At 49.2% G+C, this 23,889-nt stretch carries 15 protein-coding genes and 1 pseudogene; 8 read left to right on the top strand and 8 right to left on the bottom strand.

All coding sequences use genetic code 11. The features are described 5' to 3' along the window. Positions 1-21: 21 nt before the first annotated feature. Together P4D80_RS06325 and P4D80_RS06320 are read right to left on the bottom strand one after the other, a co-directional pair. A complete protein-coding gene (locus P4D80_RS06325; protein ID WP_421658106.1) occupies positions 22-1,218 on the bottom strand; it encodes a cation-translocating P-type ATPase in 1,197 nt (398 codons plus the stop codon). Further along, positions 1,172-2,863: a cation-translocating P-type ATPase gene (locus P4D80_RS06320; RefSeq protein ID WP_421658104.1), complete on the bottom strand. Its 1,692-nt coding sequence runs from the start codon at positions 2,861-2,863 to the stop codon at positions 1,172-1,174. Before P4D80_RS06320 ends, P4D80_RS06325 begins: the two co-directional genes overlap by 47 nt. Positions 2,864-2,977: 114 nt before the next feature. Between P4D80_RS06320 and P4D80_RS06315 the strand changes: the two genes are divergently transcribed. From P4D80_RS06315 to P4D80_RS06290, 6 genes are all read left to right on the top strand, one after another. Continuing rightward, on the top strand, positions 2,978-3,946 hold the full coding sequence (locus P4D80_RS06315; RefSeq protein WP_421658103.1) for an AAA family ATPase: 969 nt from the start codon (positions 2,978-2,980) through the stop codon (positions 3,944-3,946). Beyond that, the gene (locus P4D80_RS06310) at positions 3,909-4,115 is read left to right on the top strand and encodes a hypothetical protein (protein WP_421658102.1); all 207 of its coding nucleotides are present in this window, start codon (positions 3,909-3,911) and stop codon (positions 4,113-4,115) included. Before P4D80_RS06315 ends, P4D80_RS06310 begins: the two co-directional genes overlap by 38 nt. Positions 4,116-4,740: 625 nt before the next feature. Beyond that, positions 4,741-5,286 (top strand): FHA domain-containing protein, encoded by a 546-nt coding sequence (locus P4D80_RS06305; RefSeq protein ID WP_421658101.1) that lies wholly within the window; start codon positions 4,741-4,743, stop codon positions 5,284-5,286. A gap of 704 nt (positions 5,287-5,990) precedes the next feature. Then, positions 5,991-7,436 (top strand): glycoside hydrolase 100 family protein, encoded by a 1,446-nt coding sequence (locus P4D80_RS06300; RefSeq protein WP_421658100.1) that lies wholly within the window; start codon positions 5,991-5,993, stop codon positions 7,434-7,436. A 263-nt stretch (positions 7,437-7,699) separates the two neighbouring features. Beyond that, on the top strand, positions 7,700-8,026 hold the full coding sequence (locus P4D80_RS06295; protein ID WP_421658099.1) for a hypothetical protein: 327 nt from the start codon (positions 7,700-7,702) through the stop codon (positions 8,024-8,026). 625 nt (positions 8,027-8,651) lie between these two features. Beyond that, the gene (locus tag P4D80_RS06290; protein ID WP_421658098.1) at positions 8,652-9,293 is read left to right on the top strand and encodes a hypothetical protein; all 642 of its coding nucleotides are present in this window, start codon (positions 8,652-8,654) and stop codon (positions 9,291-9,293) included. 243 nt (positions 9,294-9,536) lie between these two features. Here P4D80_RS06290 and P4D80_RS06285 read toward each other — a convergent pair whose 3' ends face one another. After that, complete coding sequence (locus tag P4D80_RS06285) at positions 9,537-12,386, bottom strand: zinc-dependent metalloprotease (protein WP_421658097.1); 2,850 nt, start codon at positions 12,384-12,386, stop codon at positions 9,537-9,539. Positions 12,387-12,543: 157 nt separating this feature from the next. Between P4D80_RS06285 and P4D80_RS06280 the strand changes: the two are divergent. After that, positions 12,544-13,434: pseudogene (locus tag P4D80_RS06280) on the top strand (IS982 family transposase). A gap of 100 nt (positions 13,435-13,534) precedes the next feature. Here the strand turns inward: P4D80_RS06280 and P4D80_RS06275 are convergent. Then, entirely contained in the window at positions 13,535-14,125 is a 591-nt protein-coding gene (locus P4D80_RS06275) for a transposase family protein (RefSeq protein ID WP_421658096.1), read from the bottom strand. A gap of 66 nt (positions 14,126-14,191) precedes the next feature. Continuing rightward, a complete protein-coding gene (locus tag P4D80_RS06270) occupies positions 14,192-14,434 on the bottom strand; it encodes a hypothetical protein (RefSeq protein WP_421658095.1) in 243 nt (80 codons plus the stop codon). A gap of 702 nt (positions 14,435-15,136) precedes the next feature. On the opposite strand from P4D80_RS06270, the gene P4D80_RS06265 reads away from it, so the two are divergent. Further along, on the top strand, positions 15,137-20,353 hold the full coding sequence (locus tag P4D80_RS06265; protein ID WP_421658094.1) for a caspase family protein: 5,217 nt from the start codon (positions 15,137-15,139) through the stop codon (positions 20,351-20,353). A gap of 343 nt (positions 20,354-20,696) precedes the next feature. Here the strand turns inward: P4D80_RS06265 and P4D80_RS06260 are convergent, their stop codons facing one another. From P4D80_RS06260 to P4D80_RS06250, 3 genes are all read right to left on the bottom strand, one after another. After that, the gene (locus tag P4D80_RS06260; protein ID WP_421658093.1) at positions 20,697-22,211 is read right to left on the bottom strand and encodes a sodium-dependent transporter; all 1,515 of its coding nucleotides are present in this window, start codon (positions 22,209-22,211) and stop codon (positions 20,697-20,699) included. A gap of 79 nt (positions 22,212-22,290) precedes the next feature. Further along, positions 22,291-23,514, bottom strand: a complete 1,224-nt coding sequence (locus tag P4D80_RS06255) for an MFS transporter (protein WP_421658091.1) — start codon at positions 23,512-23,514, stop codon at positions 22,291-22,293. Positions 23,515-23,582: 68 nt separating this feature from the next. Next, positions 23,583-23,879, bottom strand: a complete 297-nt coding sequence (locus P4D80_RS06250; RefSeq protein ID WP_421658090.1) for a hypothetical protein — start codon at positions 23,877-23,879, stop codon at positions 23,583-23,585. Between the last annotated feature and the right edge of the window lie 10 nt (positions 23,880-23,889).

Here is a 23,889-nt window from a genome sequence, read left to right as displayed (position 1 = left end):
ACTCATAACTTACAACTCTTTTCACTTCCGGGTCGTGTACCAGCGCAACACCAGCTTCTCCAACTCCACCCAAACAAACATCAGCATACTGAATCCTAGACAAATACCCAGTTCAGTCAGGTTTAAGTAGTGGGTGCCAAAGAAACTACGTAGGAAAGGAACATAGACCAGCATCAACTGCAAGATTGTAGTTAAGCTCACCGCAGCCAGGATGTAGGGATTGGAGAAGGGATTCATTTCAATGGTCAGTTGGGTGTTGGAACGGATGGCAAGGGCGTGCCCCATCTGGGCAATACACAGGGTCGTAAATACCATTGTTTTCCACCGTTCCGGGTCACCGGGAGTGTGTTTCACATAGTCATAGGACCAAACCATTAAGCTAATTGCCAGGATTGACAGGATGATACCAATCCGGATCATGTATGAGCCCAAACCACGGGCGAAAATACTTTCCTTTGGATCATAGGGTGGGCGCTTCATAACGTTGGGTTCGGCGGGTTCCACGGCCAGGGCCAGGGCAGGCAATCCATCTGTAACCAGGTTCATCCACAGGATTTGCAACGGAGTCAGGGGAACACCACCCAGCCCAATTAACGGTGCGGCACCAATGGTTAACAATTCGCCGATATTACTGCCCAGGATGTATTTAATAAAGCGGCGGATGTTAGTATAGACAACCCGTCCCTCTTCGGCAGCAGCGACGATAGTGGCAAAATTATCATCCAGCAGGATCATATCACTGGCGTCTTTGCTGACATCAGTGCCCGTGATGCCCATCGCAACACCAATATCGGCTTGCTTGAGAGCCGGTGCATCATTCACACCATCTCCTGTCATCGCCACAATCTGATTTCGGCGTTGTAGTGCCTGTACAATGTGAAGTTTATGTTCAGGCGCAACGCGGGCATAGATATTAACATGCTGCACTTCCTGCTCTAGTTGCTTCGGATCCATCTTTTCCAGATCGCGTCCGGTGAGGACGCGATCGCCGCCCCGGATTGCAATTCCTAAATCTTCTGCCACGGCCTGTGCCGTTAATTGATGGTCACCCGTAATCATGATGGGGCGAATCCCCGCACTGCGGCAGCGAGCCACGGCATCTCGCACTTCGGGGCGGGGCGCATCCAGCATTCCCACCAATCCCAGCCAAACTAGATCTCGCTCCGTCTTTTCATCCGATCCTTCTGGAGGAATCTCCAGGAGGGGGTTTGCAGGCAAACCCAAGTACCCGCAATCCCCGCCCTGCCATAGTATTGTTTTGCTCCAAAATTTGATGACGTTGCGCATCAGTAATCGGTTGAGCGACTTCACCCACTTGAATTTGAGTGCAGCGCTCTAAAATGAGTTCAGGGGAACCTTTTGTAAACATCATGTAGGGGGACGGGTTGCCTGCTGGTTGGCGATCGCCCATCACTTCCAGGATTACACTCATCCGCTTCCGTTCCGAAGAAAACGGAAACTCGGCAACACGAGGGAATTTATCCTCCCACTGATCCTTTTGAAAGCCTGCCTTGCCTGCTAAAGAAAGCAATGCTCCCTCTGTGGGGTCGCCTAAGATAACCCACTCGCCCATCTCCTTCTGTAACACCGCATCATTACAGACGGTGCAGGCAATTAGTAAATTCAGCAATTCAGGTTGTTCTTGCGGGTTAATGAAGTTGGAGTCTGTTGTACTGGTAGTAGGGTGAAAGTTCCCTACCGGGTCGTAGCCTTCACCCGTTACGTGTAGCGCCGTGCTGCTGGTGTAAACATACTGCACTACCATTTTGTTCTGGGTCAGGGTTCCCGTTTTATCCGAGCAAATGGTCGTCACCGAGCCCAATGTTTCCACCGCTGGCAGTTTGCGAATCAGGGCATGACGTCGTACCATCCGCTGAGTTCCCAGTGCCAGGGTGACTGTAATGACGGCAGGCAACCCTTCAGGGACGATCGCCACTGCCATACTAAGCGACACTTCTAACAAATCCTTCCAGCTTTGGAGACCCAGATGAATGATGCCACCCAGCACCACCAGAGCCACCATTGCCATTGCCCCAGTAACCAGAGTTTTGCTGAGCTGGTCCATCCGGTTCTGCAACGGAGTGGATTCGGTTTCCACTGATTGCAGCATGGTTGCAATGCGTCCCAATTCTGTTTGCATTCCAGTGCCAGTGACAACGACCGTACCTCGCCCCTGTACCACTTCAGTCCCTTGATATACCAGGTTGATGCGATCGCCCAATGGCGTATCCTCTGGCAACTCAATTTCTGCCTGCTTATTAACCGCCAGTGCCTCTCCCGTCAATGCTGACTCACGAACTTGCAGATTTGCCTCATCAATCAAGCGCCCATCAGCAGCAATCTGTACTCCGGCTTCCAGCAGCATGATGTCACCGGGTACCAGTTCCTTTGAGTCAATTTCTACAATTCTGCCGTCGCGTATGACCCGCACTCTGGAGGTTGCCAGTTTCTTGAGAGCGGCCAGATCTTTCTCGGCTTTGCTCTCTTGCAAATAACCCAGCACGCCATTTAAAACTACAATTGCCAGAATGGCGATCGTGTCCTTAAACGGAACTTCTCCTGGGGAAAGCTTCCCAGACTGTAAATCTATAAAATCAAGAACACCGGAGATAATGGCAACCGCAATCAGCAGGAGCAGCATGATGTTGGTAAACTGATCCAGCAGAATTTGCCAGGCTGTACGCCCTCCTGTCTCCACTAACTCGTTTAATCCGTAACGCTGAAGCTGAACAGCAGCCTGCTCATTCGTCAAACCGGACTTGCGATCGCTCTGCAACTGTTTCAGCGTTTGCTCAATCCCAAAAGTGTGCCAGAGCGGTACCGCAGCCGGAACCGAAGTCGTCGCGGGAGAATTTACAGCCATAGGAAAACTTTGCGAAGGAATGTTATAACACCGTTAGCACTTGATCATAGTGCCAAATTCGATACCACAGCACTATTAATTAGTATTAAGCTCCTTAGATTTTACTCTATAATTATGATCGCCAACCCCTTAATTCCTCGAGATCTGGTCGGCAGGCGGGCAGAACTGCATCAGATTTGCCACATCCTGAAGTCGGATGGCGACCTTTTACTAGCGGGGGTACCCGGTAGTGGGCGGCGCACCCTCCTCCGCCACGCTGCTCAAACTGTAAAAGCCCGCGTCATCGAAATTGACTGCCTGCGAGCGACTGACAGCAGCCGATTTCTGCAACTCTTGGCAGAAGGCATTATTTCAGAATTTCAGTCCCCCCCAGAACTTGCGCTTATTCAACGCTGGAGCGTAACCCAGCCGATTATTCTGGAACAAACCAGTGGTGGGCAGGCACGATTAATCTGGCATTTAACACCCAAGGATGAATGGGCCCTGTTTCAAAGCCTGCTATCACTACCCCAGGCGCTGGCAGAATGGCTCAACTGTCGAGTTGTTCTGGTGTTTATGAATTTTCCCCACATTCGCTCCTGGGACCGTACCGAAAAATGGCAACGGTACCTGCGTCAGGAAATTCAGCAGCAAACCCGGGTGAGCTATACCCTGATTTCCACCTTTGCCGATAGCTGGGTGCAGCACAGCAACATGCAGGTCATTGTGCTGGGCCCCTTAAAGAACGAAGACCTCCAGCCCTGGATTATATCTGCTCTGGCAGCCGAAGGGTTGCAATTTGCTCCCGAAACTGAAGCACTCCAGCTATTTCTGGAGTATGTACAGGGACATCTGGGAGATGCGATCGCCCTTGCTCGCCGCCTCTGGCTAGACCAGAAAGCCCTACTTTGCGCAGAAGCCATTGGTTCTCGGGAATCATCCAGCCAAAGCCACTCCCCACTTCCCCCTCATCTTCCCCCATCACATCCACCGCAGCGCACTGACTCTGATCGAAGACCTATCCTCAACCTTCGAATCGCTCATTTTGCTGTTGCCGCCCAGCCAGGTGCGTGTCCTGGAAAGTCTGGCCCTCGATCCGACTGATAGCCCTCACTCGCGGGAGTATATTCAAAAACATCGGCTATCCCGGGGAGGGGGACTCCAGGGAGCCCTGGCAAGTTTGCAGCAAAAGGGCCTGGTGTATGGACCGGAGTACCATTACCGGATCACACTGCCACTGCTGGCGTTGTGGTTAAGGCATCAGCTGGCCTAAGCTTTACTTCACACTTCAGTAGAATCACGGGATTTTCCTTAAATAAAGTTAATAGTCCCTTCAATTAAAGCGATCGCAGAGGAATTCCTCTGTAAAGCTTTCAAAAAAGCCACCCGGTTACACGGTTGTCATCGTACCCATGTCTGGGGTTTAGTCTACGTAATTAAACCTAATTCACCCAATCGGGTGATCAAGTTCTTGAACACAGGTAGACCCGAAGATTGCATCAAGTAACCACAACCCTGCGGCCAGATCCAGGCTAAAACATCAACCTTTACCTGGGAAAAACGGCTCTCCTGAGAGTTTGGTGATAAGCCTCGCATATCACCAAATCAAAATCAATGTTGCAGGGATCTTGTTTGGGGTGAAAAAGTAGCTTACGCTACTCTTTCACCAGCAAGCTAGGAGAACCAGAAAAACCTTTGCAGGGTTCCTCTTTTTAGGGTTGCAGAGCCGATAAATGCACTGGTGACATTGCCCAAAAACTAATTGGCTGGAAATACTAAATTTCCCAACTTTATTTCATACACTGGCAGTGTTAAATTACTGGATTGGATCAGGGTCATAGGGTCTGGCAATTCCAACTTTCCTTGTTGTTTCACAGAAATTTTCTAGACAGGTATCCATGTTGAATCTGAAGCCCTCTCATTCCTCCACCAGACGTGCCCTAAACTTCCTGAAGCAGAACCCGTCAATTTCTCAAACGCTGATTGCCGAAGTTGGTGAGGATTTCAGCCGAGTTTCCACGCTCATCCAGCCAATTTTAGACGCCCCCAATCGCTGCGAGATCAGTTCCTACTACATTCAGGCTGTCACTACTGGTCGGGCTGCTTTTCTTACTACGAACCTGCCGAATATGCACCAGACCCATGTCACCGAAATCGGTTCGGGCTGGTTAATTGGACGTAGCCCCAACTGTGCAATCACTGTAGAAGAACTCTCAATTTCTCGCTGCCATGCAGTCATCGGCCACCGCCCAAACCACGGCTTCTACATCATTGATGTGGGTAGTAGCAATGGTACCTTTGTCAACGGTCGTCGTCTGGCTACCCTGAAACAACGGTTTCTTAAAGATGGAGATTTGATTGAATTGAGCCATACTTGTGTTGAATTCTTTGTGGCGGGCATCAAAGACCAACCCGGCATGATTAAGGAAACTCAAACTCAGTAAGTCGCTAGAGGCAATTAAATTGAGGATGATTTCGGGGGTGTGGGGGCTGCGCCCCCACACCCTCTTTAAACCCAATGTCCTAACGCGTTTGCGTAGAGCTATAGTTTTGCCAAATCCACTCCACATAAACCCTGCAATGATGCCCTGTGTCGCGTTATTACAGGGTTCTTTACTGAAAACGGGTAAAAATCTTTATCGGATTCTTCGCAATTCAGGGCTTTCCCTTACCAAAACTTTACTATGGTATTTTTTCGGAGAGATTAATCTAGATATATATAGGTTTACTAAAGTTTTGCTTCTACTCTAGGTAATTCCAGGGGAAACAAGGGCTAAGGAGTATTTCTGCGAGGTATCCGCTTCAGCATTTGAAGTTTGAATAGGATGCCGCTGGCCCAGCAGAAAAGCTCTGCAAATCGATTGTCCTCTCATCCCTCAATTCCTTCGGCCTGGGAAAAGGGTAACTTGGAATCCCTTTCCTTAACAAACCAGAGGATTACTAGGGTTTAAGGAAATTTGAGGAAAGTGATTATGCATCTACGTTGCGCACTCTTAATAGGATTTTGCTGGAGGTACTTGGCTCGTCACTAAGGTACTGAAAGCTAAATTATGCCGTGCTTGGAAAGTTCAGTTTAACAGACGTTGTTTTGGGTGACTGAACTTTTGCAGGTAACTATTGACCGTTTTTATTTACCCCTAAACGTTACATGGTTGTTAATCAATCGCCAAAAGTTGAACCCGATAGGCAAGGAGAAAACCGTCTTGTAAAAGAGGCGTGGGAATTGTTGGAAGATTCGGTTGTTCATTACCGTGGGCGTCCAGTGGGAACCGTTGCGGCACGAGATCCCTATGCTGAAGCGCTGAACTATGATCAGTGTTTTGTGCGTGATTTTGTGTCGTCGGCTTTGTTGTTTTTGATCAAGGGGCAAACGGAAATTGTTCGCAATTTTTTGATTGAAACCCTGGCATTGCAGAGCAGCGATAAACAAATGGATTGTTTCAATGCGGGACAAGGATTAATGCCTGCTAGCTTTAAGGTGGAAACCTGGGAGAACCAGCAGTATTTGACAGCAGATTTTGGTGAACACGCGATCGGTCGAGTGACGCCTGTAGACTCTTGCCTGTGGTGGCTGATTTTGCTGCGAGCCTATGTCAAAGCCACAGGTGAGCTTGACCTGGCACACCGCTCTGATTTTCAACAGGGGATTGTGTTGATTTTGAAGTTATGTCTTGCCGATCGCTTCGACATGTATCCAACCATGCTGGTGCCAGACGGCTCATTCATGATTGATCGCCGCATGGGAGTGTCCGGGCATCCTCTGGAAATTCAGGCGTTATTCTACGCAGCGTTGCGATCGGCGCGAGAATTACTGCTACCCAACCGCCGAGGCGAAGTTTATATTCAGATCGTCAATCAACGGTTAAGCACTCTGAATTACCACATCCGGGAATATTACTGGCTGGACCTGCGGCGCTTGAATGAGATCTACCGCTACCGGGGTGAAGAGTTTGGGGAAGCCGCCGTGAATAAGTTCAATATCTACCCGGATTCCATTCCTCTCTGGCTAACAGAGTGGATGCCCGAAACTGGTGGCTATCTGGCTGGAAATCTAGGTCCGGCGCAGATGGACTTTCGCTTCTTTACCCTGGGTAATTTAATCTCAGTTGTGTCATCGCTGGCGAGCAATCTCGAATCACGTTCGATTATGGATTTGATCGATCAGCGCTGGCAGGACCTGGTCGGCTACATGCCGATGAAAATCTGCTTCCCCGCAGTCGAAGATCTGGAATGGCGTATTTTAACGGGATGTGATCCTAAAAATGTTCCCTGGTCTTACCACAATGGGGGCAACTGGCCTGTCCTGCTATGGGCACTGGCAGCGGCAGCTCAAAAAACAGGCAGACCCGAACTGGGATGGCGCGCCATTGAAATTGCCGAACGCCGCTTGAGTGTAGACGAATGGCCCGAATATTATGACGGCAGAAATGGCCGACTGGTTGGCAAAGCTTCCCGAAAATACCAGACCTGGACGATCGCTGGCTACCTCCTGGCCCGCGAAATCATGAACAATCCTCAACATCTTGATCTGTTCAGCTTCAACGAAGATCCAGAAATGGTGGAGTGGATATGCCTGACCCGGGAAATGAGGTGAAATATACCAATTTAATACAGATAACAGATGCCTTAATGGAAGAAGCCAGGAGCCAGAAGCCAGAAGTCATAGGAAATCCATTTATAGAATGGCATTTTATTTTTATAGAGTGGAATCACCTTTATAGAGTGGAATTAACTGTGGAGCGTTTCACTGAGCTGCTGTAAGAAATCACTAGGGTCTGTTTTAAAACCCTAGGCTAGAAATAAGCGTACACGGGACGACCGATTCGGCTCTACTTGCAGCGACGTAGGATCGGGGCAGTGATTCCTCGCCGCTCCAATGAATCTCGACAGGGGACACGCTTTGACCGTCAGGCTGCTCGAGAGCGCAACTGCATTGAACGCACAATCAATCGCTTCAAACAGTTTCGACGGATTACTACCCGATATGAAAAACCGGGCATAGAACTATCTGGCGATGCTCACCCTTGCTGCAATTCTTCTGTGGCTCTAGGCTTTAGAACACGCCCTAAGCAACCTGGTGACGGCTTTATAGCGGTAGTCATTGTGGTTGGACGGGGTGCAGCAGGGGTGGAACCCCTGGCTGGGGGCAAAGCCTCCACTCCCTCTCTAATTCCAATGTCCTAATGCACCCGCGTAGAGCTATAGTTGTGAGATGGAGAAGCTTTGTGAGAAGAAGTTCCTGCAGAACTCCTTCTCACAATCCCAATAGGATCGCTATATCTACTACAGTCCTCATCAGCGCAATTCATAGAAATTTCGAGGACCGAACTTCTTCGTAGTTTTGGGAACTGAACGCAAACCCCGTAAAAAGAAGACTCAACAGGAGAGACTAGAGTAGAGAATGGTTTGCAACCTGCTGAACAAGTGCAGGTTCAGGATTACGAGGACAATTAATAATTTATGCCAGTTCGCCAAGACCATTACTAATTAAACTATGTTTACTTTCAAGTCGTCTGCTTTTATTATCTTCTTGATTCATTTGTACATTTGCTTCATTTGTATTTTGGACAATTTGCAACCTTTTGAATGATTACTTACTGATAGACCTGGTTGCAAAAATTAGTATCCAGAACTCTGGTAGGCAAACTTGTAAGCAAACCAGCAGAAACTAAAGAAACAAACATCGAGGCAACGGTTTGTGTAGACATGATGAGAACCAGGAGCCAGGAGCCAGTCTTTCCCGCAAACACGCTAGAATTGGAGCAAGGTTTGAGAGGCAGCCTGCCACCGATGCTCACCCAAATGTTGTATGCAGCCTAGAGTTCTTGACCCCAAAGAATCCTATACATTTAGCAAATACTTTGACCTGCCTTACGCCCCCCAGGACATTTTAGCAGATTTAGGCTGCACTTTGGAACGTACTGATAGCGACGATTTACCTTACTTAGAAGCTCCTTTAGAGTGGCTTCCCGCCCTTTCTGAGAGCTTGAAACGACGCTTAAAACGAGTCAATACAACTACCGAACAGGCACGACGAGAAGCTCTCATCTTTCCAGTGATCGACCAGATTTGCGATCAATTCAACTATCCTCTCAACATTGAGTACACACTCAGTGTCAGCAACTGGCTCAAAGGGTCGCTCGATTATTATATTCCCAGCCCTCACAACCTCGTGATTATCGAAGCCAAACAATCTGACTTGACGAAAGGATTTACTCAATTAGCTGTTGAGTTGATTGCCCTAGATGAGTGGCTCCACCATACAATGCCTGTTTTGTATGGGGCAGTTTCCACTGGTGAGATCTGGAAATTTGGAAGATTTCACAGAGATGCCCGGCAGATTACTGAATATCTCCTCTTACACCCCATTCCCCAGGAACTGGAATTTGTAACCCGAACACTAATTGGAATTTTACAAGCTGAACCCACCAGAGTATTAGTAGAGCACTAAGGAAGTGCTAATAGCAGGCCCATTGAAGAAATTGAAGCAGGCGATCGCTCCCTTAAACCATCACCTGCCGGCATTGCTAAATCTGGGTATGAGATAGATGCTGCATGCTCGAAACCTCGTTTCGATTCATATTGTTTTTCAGCAACGCCCCTGCCAGATGTTCCCGCAAACTAGCGAGTTTGGTGGGCTTGCCTGTCAGCACCCTTCTGTCAACACCTTTTATCGAGCTGATTCACGTGACGTTTATTGCGTTTGCAACTGAGCATTCAAGGTTTTATCGATGCGATCGCGGGTTTCCTCCAGATGGGCGCGTGTGTAAGCATCCCATTTGCTTTCCTTACGCAGAGTTCTATCGAGGGCGCTACGCAACTGCTTTAAGTTGTACCAGGCTAAGGTGCGAGCGTCTTCAGGAGCCTCAACCGTCCGCCGTACCATATCCGACATCAACCTTAAATGCTCCCGTTGCAAACCCCGACGCAAACTTGAAAGGCGTAGAATACCCTCCGGTTGCAACATCTCTTGCCATATGGCTGTCTGCAACGTTTCAAACAGCTCCGGAATCGTCAGAGCCTGGTCGGGGCTTTTCAGTTCGGCATCTCGCAAGCGAGCGAGACGATTGTAGTCCAGCAATTCCTGCAGGATGGCAGATTGCAGAAACAGAACGCGATCGTGAATCGGGTAATCCAGTGTCACAACTTCAGGAGATTCCCCCCAATGGTTCCAGCGGGAAGGAGCCAGCTTGTTGAGAAAGGCAGGAGAAAAGCGAAACTGGTTTTCATCAAATACATACTTTTGTAATAACAACAATGCCTGGCGTTGCTTTTCGAGAGGAATGGGCTCAAACGGAAGTCGATCGCCCGTATTTCCATTGACAAATCGGTTGAAGGACTGTCCCCCCACATAGCGGGTCAAAAAGCGCGCGTACTGAAAGTAGTACTCAAAAATTTCATCAAACATGACTCGTCCATCACCAAAATTTTGACCCGGAGCTGGATAGCGTTGCTCTAATCGCTGCCACATTTGACGGGCATTTTCCAGTTGCCAGGGAGCATAGGTCAGCAGGTCATTACTGAGGTCAAAGCGGTTGATTTGGGGATCCAGACGGGCAAAGGTATCTTCATCCGTCGCGTAGGCGAGGTCCGCTTCGGCAGCACGGCGGGCAATTTGCTCTAGAAATGCCTGCTCTGTTTGAGTGGACTGGAAAGATATTGGAGTATAGCCATAGGCGATCGCCCACTCATCATAGGGACCCACAGCATGGGTAAAGTAATCTCCCTGGGGAGTGCCCGCAGGAGCAAGATTCACCGCACTGTAATCCATCACTGAAGCCAGTAACCCTTTGCGACGGGTAATTTCCCGATTATTCAGTTCTGTAGGAGATAGCATCGCGCTGGCCCGAAAATTGTGGCGCAACCCCAACGTATGCCCCACTTCATGGGCAATCAGATAGCGCAGAAACTCCTGAATATACTGGCGCATCTCTGGGCCATTAGGCGGAACCCCTTGCAGCATACTCATGGCCATTGAGCCAATCGCCAGTTGATGGGTGGCTTCCATGCCAAAGCAGAGATCATAGTTGCCCAAGAGTCTAAGGAGCAGGCGTGGGTTTTGAGAAGGTTTTGGGGTAAGCGATCGCTGCAAAGAATAGGCAGTTGTCCCATAACTGCACAGGTCAGGAGTGCCCGTTAGCTTCGCCAAAGAAGGCATCATCCGCATTCGGTTTTGTGCCAGAGTTTGATATTGCTCCTTCAAATAACGGGCAAAGCTGGCATCGATCAAAATGTCTGCATCCAGGATTTCGCCGGTTAGTGGATTGATGCGAGAAGGCCCCATCCCCAGGAAGCCAGACTCAAAGGACGTGATCCAGCGAATCGTGTTATACCGGACATCGGCTGGATCCCAGGCTGCTTTAGGGGGCATTTGCTTAACTTGAATTGCATCCTGAAATCCTGCCTTCTCAAAGGCTTTGTTCCACATTAAAACCCCATCTCGCACCGCATCTCGATAGGCCACAGGTACTGTGTTTTCAATCCAGAACACGATGGGCTGTTTGGGTGACGACAGGGGCAAATCGGGGTTTTGCTTCTCTAGATGCCAGCGATTGATATAGCGCACAAAGGGAGTTCTGGGAGTGTCATCGGAAAGATTTTGAAAGGCTGTGACAAAATAGCCAACGCGGTTATCTGCCTGGCGTGGGCGGTAGCCATGCTCAGTGGGCAATTGGGATAGGCTGTAGCGAACCTTTAAATTGAAGGAGCGGCTATCCGGCAAGGATTCAATAAAGGCAGGCGGTTCTTCCTCGCTTCTACTTGAAAAGCCATAAACCGATTCCAGTTCTACATTTAAGGGAAAGGCTTTAGCAGCTCCAAAGTAAGATTTGTTGACATCGAGCGTGTAAGAACTACCCAACCAATTTACCAGCACAGGTGTAAGCCCAGGGAAGTCGCTCAAAAACAGAGGTCCCAGATCAACCAGAACACTTTTGCGCTTAGGATGATGGCTTTTAATAGGCAATGCCTGTAAAACAGAACTACTAAAAGACCGCTGAACCGAAGTCTTCAGGGGATCGTCAGGGTGGGTGCGAAAGTAAACGTTGGGCATCAAAAACTGCACTTTGTTATCAACCCGGCGAAACATAAATAAAAAGTCTGCCAGGGGCAGGCCACTATAAACGCCACTTTGCCCAATTCCTGTCTCCAGCGTTACGGTGCAAAGGTAGTTGATGTTGAGTTGGTTCGGTTTGATTTCGGCGTAAAGTTTGCCTGTAGTGCGATCGCGGTATAGCGTAAACAACCCATCCAGTTGCTCTTTTCCTTTCACAAACTGGTTAAAAGGCTGCGGTTCTTCAGCTTCTTCGGTTTCTGTTTGGGCAACCTTGACCTCTGGCTGAAGTTGTTGGAAAGGAGTAGACGGTGGCAGCGGACGAACAGGAAACTGGGAACCTGTTACTGCTCTGGTTAGTGGGGGGCTAGCAGATTGCCCCAATTGAAGATGGGTAGCCCCAGTACGAGACAGTGCTGCACAGGCATGGGGCAACACCAGCACCAGGAGCAAACCCAGCAAAAATGTAACGATTAGCGAAACACGTTTCATCCCTGTTTATAGGATGGGTTTATAGAGTTCTCTCAGTTGAAGTAGAAAACAACTTCGGTGACGATTCTTAACCTAACGCGATGTGCAACTAAGGTTTTGCAAAGAAAGTCTCACCCTACGAAGCTAGAAGTACAAGCTGTCTAGTCAGGTGAGACCAATGTTTTCTATTGACGAGTTTATCATCGCGGTCTTCTGCTGTGTGGATGATGCTTTAGCGGAAGTCACCCAAGGACAACCGATTCGAGCCAAAGGATTTGCACCTGGGTTGAGCGACAGCGAGGTACTGACGATGGAGATTGTGGGCGAATATCAAGGGATAGATGCTGACCAAGCGATTTGGCAGTATTTTCGCCGTCACTGGTTGGCTTGGTTTCCAGGGTTAGGGAGCCGTTGCACCTTTGTGCGGCAAGCCGCTAACCTATAGCAATACAAAGCCTTGCTCCAGCAACACTTAGCCGCTCAATTGGGAGCGTTCAGTGACTCAGTGCATCTAGTCGATGGGATTCCCATCCCGCTCTGTGGCTTTGCGCGTGCGCCAAGCTGCCGCAGTTTCAAAGGCATGGCGGCGTATGGGTATTGTGCGGCTAAGAAACAGACCTACTATGGCTTTCATGGACATTTGCTCATTCGTGCGACTGGCGTGATTACAGGCTTTAGTCTGACACCTGCCAATGGCAGTGAACGGGAAACCCTGTGGGAAATGGTATCGTCCATTCACGGGCTACTGATTGGCGATAAGGGTTACCTATCTGCCCCACTCCAACAGGAACTCCGCCAAGTTGGCATTGAACTGGAAACCGCTTTGCGCTCCAATATGCAAGACGCTCGTGACCCAGCTTGGCTTGCCTTACTCAAGCGCCTACGGCGGCTCATTGAAACGGTTATTGGACAATTGGTTGAACGCTTCTCGATTGAAAAAGTCCGGGCACGAGACCTGTGGCACTTGACCCGTCGCATCCATCGTAAGCTGTTAGCTCATACCGTTTGTCGTTGGCTCAATCGCCTGAGTCCTAACCTGTTGCAGTTTGAGCAACTTGTGGCTACCTAGTTTTAGTCGCACATCGCGTTAACCTACCTTTGAATATGAATAGAGTTGTTGGGAAATAAAATTTACTTTGGGACAAGGTTCTCCCATTTCTTTGCTCAATTTATGCTGCATCCAAATACCAGTTCCATAAACCAGCAGCGTTTAGCATTAAGCGGTCATCAAAATCAGGCACACGATTGCGATAAACATCTGTGACCGAACGATAACGTTTGATGCCTGCATGGGCATGTTCACACACTACTCGTTGACGGCTGAACTCGCGGTTTTCCTGCTTCTGTTGTTCGCTTAATTTCTTGCCCTTTGGTTTCTTGTGGGGCAAATGAACGTTCTCAAATTCGTTTTGTAATCCTTGAAATCCTAAGGCTCCTTCTATCGCAACTTCATCGGGAATGTTGCCCACCAAGTCTGCTTCGTCAAGTTGTCGTTTGTCATGAACAGTGCCTGCTCTTGCCTTCGTCAGCAGGATCACTCGCTTTTTTCGCGTACTGCCTGTGATGTGCTTACGGGTATGGCGTTTCTTCTTGCCGGAGTAATGCTCTTTTTGTTTGTCGGAGTCTTTGGGACGTTGCACGGGACGCTCTGTCCCATCGAAAATCACTTCTTTAACCTCTGGAAAGCGTTCTAGAAATTCCTCCATGCTCCGCACCTTGCGCTCCGGCAGTGCCTGTTTGTGCCCTAACGTTTGCTCCAAAACAGGCAGCAGATGATGAACTCAGTCCCACGCACAGGAGCGGTCAAAGCCAAACAACACACTCATTCAGTCGAATGTGGGATAGCATTTGCAGTCCAACAAAATGGAGAACAACTTGTCACGGTTTGTCCGTAGAGTTGCTTTGCGTCCCCCTCCAACTGCACGTTTGCGCTCTACCCCAGGTTTTATCTGATTCTGCTGATAAGCCTCACTAAAGCTGGGCAGGAGTTTCTCAAATGCTTTGCGGTTGAGTCCTGTCATTGCCCGCAACAGGCGGTCATTTTGGAGAATGCGGTCTAAGTTCAGCATGGGCAGAGCAGCGTGCAACTACCGACTATTATCTCTTATTTCCCAGCAAATCTAATAAAACAACCTTTCATTAAATTTAACTAATTTCAAGGATTTATTTCCGTAGAACTGCGGAGCCAACATCAGGGTTCATCAATTCAATAAATAAATTCCGCATATTCTCTGTTGAGCCATTGTTATATAGTCAATTTCCATGCAGGTTTTAATGAGTTTGATCAAGATGCTTCTATTTTCTTCAATCCATAAATGAGCTAAAAAATAAAAAAATTCCTTAATTGTTAAAGATCGACTGTTAAACTATTACCAAAAGGGGTGATACCCCCTGTTACATTTAATGTTTTTCCTATTAGGTTTGAATTAGGAAATCCTTTTTCATGAGGGTTTTCCAGGTGTGACCGTTGATTTGGATATACCATTAATGCCTTAGAGCGTTCTCTTGACTAATGCTCAATTTTTTCTAAGAAATTTGGCTGATAACGATTCAATCAAATGGCTGAAACAGGGAAAAAGGAAAAAATGATCTTTCCAAATGGCTTTGATAGACAGAGAAAAGTCAATTTTTTGGCCTATCAAAGCAGGAGTCTTTTCTGGTGAAACCTCAGTATTTTTACACACACTGCCTTAGTGGCATTACGCTTATCCCTGTCGATGCACTCACGTTGAGGAAACCTTGATGGAGTTGGTTTGAGGAACATTTAGGAAATGTCACGGGATGCTCTCGTTGTCGGAATTAGTGCGTATCAATGGTTGCCGAATCTGAGCGCACCAGCCCAGGATGCAGAGGCGATCGCCCAACGATTACAAAGCAGCGGTGATTTTCGAGTCACCCGCATGCCTGATATCATCCAAAGAGGGCAATCCAGAATTGGGAGCAAAACTCCCGTTACCCTGGCTGAACTGGAAACTGCTCTGGTTCGGCTATTCAAGCCAAAGGGAAATAACATTCCGCACACAGCCCTGTTCTACTTTTCAGGACATGGCCTTCAGAAGGATGCGGGGATTCAGGAAGGGTATCTGGCAACCAGTGATGCCAACCCTAATGTGGGTTTCTACGGGCTTTCCCTCTTCTGGCTGCGGCGACTTTTGCAGGAAAGCCCTGTAAAACAACGCATTATTCTGTTGGATTGTTGCCACAGCGGAGAATTGCTCAACTTCTTAGAGGCCGACCCTGGTGCCCGTAGTGGAACTGATCGCCTGTTTATGGCGGCTTCACGGGAGTATGAGGCCGCCTACGAATCGATTGAAGGAACGTACAGCATTTTTACACGGGCATTGCTCGATGGACTTGATCCTACCCGCGTTCCCAATGGCGTAGTAACTAACTATGCCCTGACTGACTGGGTGAGTAATGCTCTCAAAGGTGAAATGCAGCAGCCCCTGTTTGAAAATTCGGGCAGCGAAATCATCCTGACCTGCAATCAGGGCGCATCAACCATTATTAAAACTGAACTGGCTCAGGAGATTTGCCCCTATCGAGGACTGGAGTGTTTCGATGAGGCCCATGCTGAGTACTTCTTTGGGCGAGAAGACCTGACCGATCAATTGATTGAAAAATTGAAGACCCGAAATTTTGTGGCGGTTGTTGGAGCCTCTGGCAGCGGTAAGTCGTCCCTGGTGCGGGCCGGCTTGATTCACCAATTGCGCCAGGGGCACAAGTTTTCAGGCAGCGATCGCTGGCGAATTCAGCTCATCACCCCAACGGAGCAACCCCTCCGCAGTCTCGCCAGCGCTTTTGTTAACTCCCAGGCCCCTACCGTAGACCGGGCAGAACATCTGCGACGGGCAGAAGCTCTCTTGCGCGAAGGTGGGAACGGCCTTTCCCATCTGGTTCGCGCCAGCCTGATTTCATCCAAATATGGTCGTAATTCCCGCCTGTTGTTGATTATTGACCAGTTTGAGGAGGTCTTTACTCTCTGCCAGGGACCCCAGGCTGAGCGCGATCGCCACCGCTTCTTCAACTCCTTACTCACCGCCCTGCAAGAAGCCAGCGACTGTCTCAACATCGTGATTGTGCTGCGTGCCGATTTTTTTGGCAAATGTTCCCTTTACAATGGCTTAGCCGAGCAAATTGAACAAAACCTGATAACAGTCACTCCCCTCACCTACGAACAGATCAAAGCTTCCGTTGTGAAACCCGCTCAAAAAGTCGGGGTTGTTTGTGACCCCAACCTGGTCTACAACATCCTGCTAGATGTGGTTGGGGCTCCCGGCGAATTGCCACTTCTACAATACACCCTGCTGGAACTGTGGCAACAGCGTCAGCCTGATTCGGCTGGCGGCCCTGCTCGTCTCACCCTGGATGCCTATACTGAGCTGGGGGGAGTCAGAGGAACGCTCCAGAAGCGGGCAAATGCCATCTTTTACAGCCTTACCCCGGAAGAACAGCAGGTTGCCAAACGCATTTTTATTGCCCTAACCCAACTGGGGGACGGTACCGAAGATACCCGCCGCCGCATTCTCAAGTCGGAACTGGTTAGTCCCCGCTTTCCGGCAGAATTGGTGGATCGGGTGCTGGAAAAACTGGTGGCAGCAAAACTTGTTGTCACTAACCAAATTGTTCCCACCAGCCGCTATCGGGAACAGACTGATCAGGGGTTTGCCAACGTCTCTACTGCCTTGCGCCTAGCCCAGATATGCCAGGGCAAATTCCCCAAACATAATCAGCCGATTGATCTGCCTTCTGCCAGAGTGCAAACCAGTCTGGAAGGGGAGCATATCATCGCCAAAGTCACCCAGTTGCCCACCAACCATCTCGCTGAACGCAGCACCTCTCAGGGATTGTGCCCTCTCTATCAAGAAACTGTGGATGTGGCCCATGAGACCCTGATTCGCCACTGGTTGATGCTGCGAACCTGGCTGGACGAAAGTCGGGAAATGCTGAGACGGCAGCGCCGGATTGAACACGCAGCACGGGAGTGGCACAATGCTGAAGAACCCCGCTCTAATGAATACCTGCTGCATGGCGCTCGCCTGATTGATGCCGAAGATTTTCTGAAAACTTACCCGGATGAGCTGTCTATTCTGGCACAGCGGTTTATCTCGATTAGTCGCGAAGAGAACCAGCGCACCCAGAAGGAACTGCGCCTGTTGCAGATGGTGATTCCCTGCACGTTGCTGGTAGCACTGGCAGTAACGTTTACCCAGTACATTGCGGCAATCAAAAGCCAGGCAGAGAAAGATTACCAGCTTCAAATTGCTACCTCCCGTCAACAGGCCGCGATCGCCCAGTCCATTTTGCAAGAGCCTGACGGCGATCCAATGGCAGCACTGCTGATTAGCCGTCTTGCCGTGGAAAAAGGGAGACACACCTACGAAGCCCAGGCGAGTTTACGGGCAGCCTTACAAAAACTGCGCCTGCAAGCCAATTTGAAGGGACACACGGGAGCCATTCAGACCTCAGCTTTTAGCCCAACCCAGCCCTACTTCGCCACAGGTGGAGAAGACGGCACCATCCGGCTCTGGTCATTAAAGACCCAATCGGCTGAAAAGGTGTGGCAGTGGGAAGGAGGGCCGGCTGATGGAAAAGGCGATGAGACAGGTCCACCCCAGATTTCATCTGCCACAACCAATCCCCAATCGGGGGCGATCGCGGCAATCGCATTTAGCCCGGATGGAAAGCTCCTGGCCGCGATCGCCCGTGACTCCAACCAGGTACGGGTGTGGTCTGTGGAAACAGGTGTGCTTCAGTTTCAGTTGCAAAGTGGAGGTGGGGCAATTATACGGTTAGCTTTCAGTCCAGATGGTCAGTGGATTGCAACGGTCGATAGCCAGCAAGCAGTACACCTCTGGCGAGTCCGTAGTGGACAGATCCACAGGAAACTTTCCCATCCCGTTGAAGTGCGAGATCTGGCCTTTAGCCCGAATGGGGAGTGGCTTCTGACGGCTAGTGGCAGTAAGGTCCATATTTGGGAGGTCAACAGTGGGCGATCGCACCAGGTTCTCCGCCATCGCCATCAAGTCAATTGCACGACTTTTAGCCCCGATGGTTTAACGATTGCAACGGCATCCAGTGACGGCAGTGTACAGTTCTGGCGGGCTCCTGGATCATTGCTCCAGGATTCCTACCCCTGGCAAAAAATGGTCAACAGCAAACCACTCCATACCTACTCGTCATCGCTATCACAGGTGCTATTTAGTCCCAACGGTCGGGTGATTGCGGTTGCCGATCAACAAAACCGCATCTGGCTATGGGAGGTCAATACTGGACGGTTGAAATTGCAACCAGACAGAACCAATGATTTAAAGAGTCCGGACCATCCAGCACAGGGAATGGTTGCCTTCAGTCCGGATAGTCAGTACCTGGCAACCACTGGTTGGGAAATTAGCACCAATCAGCTCGTTCACACAGTCCAACTATGGAATGTGCAATCTGGACAGTTGGTGGATATTCTGCGGGGCTATTCGGGGGCGCTAAAGTCCATCCAGTTCAGTCCTGATGGTTCCCTGATTGCAACAGCGGGAACGGATGGGTCAGCCCGTCTCTGGGCGGCAGAACCGGGAAGTGAGTTTCCCACACTAAAGATGATGGGCGATCGCATTCAATGGGTTGCCTTTCGCTCGCCCAACCTACAGCAAAACTTTGATTTTTCGGATGCCACAACTGCCCGTATAAAACCAACCGCAACCACTTCCACACCTGCGGGCTTTGATGATCTGTTGACTGTGGCAGCCAATGGCACCATCCACCATTGGAGCTTTCCCTATTATTCCATTCCAGGAGAGATTTCCAAAACTCTCTCTTCCCAATCATTAGCAAAACAACCAGTTTCCCAATCCGTCCTGAGGGAGGGCAGGTTCAATTTCTTCAAGTGGGTTGGAGACTCCGCGTCCTTCCTAAAGCCCAAAAGCGAGAACTACTCGGCAGGCTTTAGATTTACAATATGGCGACCCCAGACCCAGGAAACCCCGAACAGGAGTTCTAAAACAGTCCAAGCAATTTCCCTGGATAGAACTCAACCCCCTTCAGCCGTACCCGCAGCCATTAGTTTTATCCAAAAGCTTCCCCCCGGAATGAAGTTAGCTGGAGCTGCCTTCAACTCAGATACTCAGCTAATGGCAACTGCCAGCTACGCAGATAACGTTCAGCTCTGGAAGCTTCAACCCGATGGAACAGTGAATCTTGTGCGGAATTTTGATCTACCCGATTCTGTTAGCAGTGGACATAGACCAACCACTGAACGGACTGGTAAAAGTCGTTTTGGTACCATTCGTCAACTTGTCTTCAGTCCCGAAAACCAGAAGCTTTTGGGCGTGGGGGATGACCGGGTCATTTATCTTTGGGATGTGCAGTCAGGCAAACTGACCACTCGCTTGAAAGGTCACGGGGCGGCCATTGAACAAGCCCGGTTTAGCCCGGATGGGCAGCTAGTGGTCAGTGCCAGCCGCGATCGCACCGCCCGCATCTGGAAAGCCTCTACTGGCGAGTTAGTGAACACCCTGCCCCATCGCAATGCGGTCAGTAGTGCCCAGTTCAGTTTAGATAACCAACTTGTGGTCACTGCCAGCCAGGATGGAACTGCCAGGGTGGTGGATATTAAAACGGGTGCAATGCGGGTTTTGCTGGCAGGGCACTATGGGGCTGTGTTTGATGCCGAGTTTAGCCCCAATGGACTGATGATCGTCACTGCCGGAGCCGACGGAACTGCCCGCCTGTGGGATGCCCAAACAGGTACTGAAGAGGCAATCCTGCGCCCATTTGAAGAAAACGGCCAGCCCCTTGCGCGCGTGTTCTTTAGCCCCGATGGTCACTATGTGGCTGCTTTAGGTAAAAGTGGGAAACTCTATGTTTGGGTTGCAACCTGGGAAGGGCTGCTTCACTTAGCCCGCGATCGCAGCCTGCGCCAGCTTAAACCCGAAGAATGTCTTCGCTACCTGCGCCTTCCACCCAATGCTTGCCCAACTTTAGAAGTGAAGAACTAAATAAGTAGCTGGGCGCAATTATAGCGGTAGTCATTATGGTTAGGACGGGGTGCAGGGGTGAAACCCCTGGCTGGAGGCGCAACCCCCACTCCCTCCTTTACAAATTAATTCTGACTACCTACTTAGTTGCCTTTCTGCTTGTGGTGAAGTTGGAGTTGAAGTTGGAATCAATTCCAAAATCTATTCATGTTCAATATCAAGACTAGAAAGAAATCGAGAGGAATTAGGGAAACCAATCAAATCAAGGGTTTGATTGCAATTGATGGTTAGCCACCATGAACTGAATTCAGCATCACAATGAAAGGGAGTTGATAGTTGCTGAGTTGGGAAGAGAAATAAATTTTTAATCTCTTCTACGCTCACCTGATGCAATCAACAAATTCTGACGAGCTAAGGATAAGACTTGATGTTTTACCAGGGAAACCAGGAAGAAAAGGATTGGAATCAGGGCGATCGCCCAGCCAATTCCTAATGCCCAGGCAGGATAACCTTCATAGGGTGTTCTCAGATCCTTAGAAAACTGGGATGCCAACAACGCAAACAAGACTGCTGGAACAACGAATTTAATGGCAATATTCCACCATTTTCCAACCTGCCAGTCACTAACCTCGTTAATATAACGCCGTAGCCGCTCAGCACCATACAGCCAGCCAACTAGAATAGCTTGCAGAATACCCACCAGGATCGAGTTGTAGCTCGTCACAAAATGGTCAGCAATGTCTAGAAAATAAAGCCCTGCACGAGTGGTATAAAGAATGCCCCCAATTAGCCCTGCTAGGCAAACCCAGAATGATACTTTGACAGTATGGGAATGACCATACTTGTCTAAAAAAGTAGCATTCACAGTTTCAACCAATGAAAATGCACTATCAATTCCTAACGAAAGTAGCATCAGGAAAAATAAAGCACTAAAAAGCCAGGACATTGGCATTAAACTTAGAGCTTCAGGAAAAACGACAAAGGCAAGTCCTGGACCGGATGCTGCCAGTTCAGTGAGAGGAGTCTTGGTTTGCCACGCCATGTAACCAAGAACGGCGAACACCACAAAACCAGCAAACAAACTAATCGAAACATCAATCCATGCGGTTGTCCAGGCACTTTTTCCAATATCTTCTTGCTCTGATTTATAGCTGCCATAGGCAATCATGGTGCCAAATGCGAGCGAGAAAGAGTAGAAAATTTGGGCAAACGCAGCATTCCAAACCACAGGGTCAAGTAGAGCATTCCAGACTGGGGTGAGATAAAGCTTCCAACCATCCAAAAAACCAGGCAGGGTTATTGCCCGCAGCATTAGCACAGTCAACAGAGCGATCGGCAATGGCACACTGTATGCAATCACCTTTTCAACACTCTTTGTTCCTTTCCAGACACAGAAGTAAATCGAAACCCAGATTGCAATCAGAGCCAGCAGTACTGTCTCGTTAATCCCTCCCAAATGGGTGACACTATCACTCACTTGCAGCACATTCTGGAAAAAATAGCTCTTAGCATCTCCTGCCCATTTCACACCAGAAAACGAGGCAAAGAAATAAATCAGGCACCATGCCATCACAACAGCGTAGTAAGAAACCACGACAAAAGCAGAAAATGAAGCCAATATACCGAGGCCACCAAAGGCAGGATGCAGTTTACGACAACATCCAATCATCCCCTGCTGCATTTTTTGTCCGACACCAATTTCTAGCATCAGCAGAGGGACGCCAACTAGAAACAGTGCGATCAAGTAAGGAAGGAGAAAGGCTCCTCCACCGTACTTTCCAGCCAAGTAGGGGAAGCGCCATACATTACCCAGGCCAACGGCTGAACCCACAGCCGCCATCACAAATACACTTTTCGAAGTCCAACGTTGACGAGTCATGATTATTCCTAAATAGACACAGTAATTGCGTGTAGTGTCGCCAATGAAAAGGGAATCAAGAGAATTGAGAGGAATATTTTCAAGTCAACCTTTGACCTATGCTATTCTCAAAAGCACTGGCACGCTGTTGTCGGAGCCAGGCGATCGCAATCAGCACAATCAGAACCATTGGAATTCCAGCCAGGTTAACAACTTTCCAGCCAGCATTATGAAACACACTACCGGAAAGAATGGTGGCAAAAGCAATAAACCCAAACATGAAGAAGTCGTGGATTGCTTGCGTTTTAGCCTTCTCCGCAGGCGTGTAGACTTCTGTCAACAAAGTGGTTGACCCGATAAAAAGGAAATTCCATCCAATCCCCAGCAGCAACAATGCTACCGAGTAGCTCAGTAAACCCGTCCCCCCCAGGTTAATCAGCAAACAAAACAGATTAAGTAGACCACCCCAGGTGAGAATCGTCAGCACCCCAAATCGGGCAATCAGAAAACCTGTGACAAAGGATGGGGCAAACATTCCCAGGACATGCCATTGCATTACTGTTGCAGCTTCGTGAAACGGATGGGCGTTTGCCATCATGGCCAAGGGGGTTGCTGTCATCACCAGAACCATGACCCCGTAGCCCAGCATACTACCCAGCACTGCGACAATAAACACGGGTTGGCGGAGAATTACAGGCAGCGATCGCCCTTTTCTCCGGGACTCCTCCCTGGCTGGAGGCGGCAATTCCAGCAGTGCCATCAAACCCAAGGAGACGAATTGCAACATCGCAATTGTGACCAGCGATCCGGCAAAGTTGGCAGGTTGCAGCCAATCTTTTGACCATGTTGCTAATTGCGGACCAGTCAGTGCCGCTAAAATGCCTCCTGCCATCACCAGCGCGATCGCTTGTGAACGAAAGGCATCCGTTGCAATTTCGGCAGCCGCGAAACGATAAAATCCAACAAAGCCACTAAAAGCACCAAACAAAATTGCCGCCCAGCAGAATAGAACGAAACTATTGATTAGAACCGCACAGATTCCAATCCCGGCACCCGATAAACCAATCAAAATGCCAACCATAAATCCTATTTTGCGACCGACCCGCCGCATCAGCAACGATGCTGGAATCGTGACTGTCACTCTTGCAAGCTGAAGCAGAGCTAGAGGCAGGGTTGCCAGAGATTTATCGCTAGCCAGGGATTGGCCAATCAGCGCTGCGATTGTAAATAAAATGATGTTCCCCGTTATGGCCAATGCCTGACACAGGGCTAGCAATGCCACCTTTTTTTTCATTGAATTGAGGTGCTTAAGCGAATCGTCCATTGTTTGCAGCTCCTGTGATTTCTGCCCTGTCACCTGTTGCCTCTCGACTCTCGCCTGATACAGATGCATCAACCAATACCGTAGTGCTGAACCAGCCAGATCAACACTTCTTCTTCCGATGCCATGTAAAAAGTGTGTCTTGTGTTTGGATTGTAAACATTCCACCAGACGTTACCATCCTCCTCAATGGTTTGCCAAATTCTGGGTTCACTGCTAATAGCCATTGCATCTACTAGCCTCTGCCAAATCCTGATAAACCAGGATGGTACCTTCGTTGGATAGATGCGAATCGGTTCAGGAACGGAATCAGGAATCAATTCCAATTCCTTGTAAATCATCCATTTTGTTTTTGCATTCGTAAACATGTCTGTTCTC

The sequence above is a fragment of the Leptothermofonsia sp. ETS-13 genome (assembly GCF_049200465.1).
Classification (GTDB): Bacteria; Cyanobacteriota; Cyanobacteriia; order Leptolyngbyales; family Leptolyngbyaceae; genus Leptothermofonsia.
The sequence above is the reverse complement of the archived record's forward strand: the minus strand, read 5'-3'. Positions and strand labels throughout refer to the sequence as shown.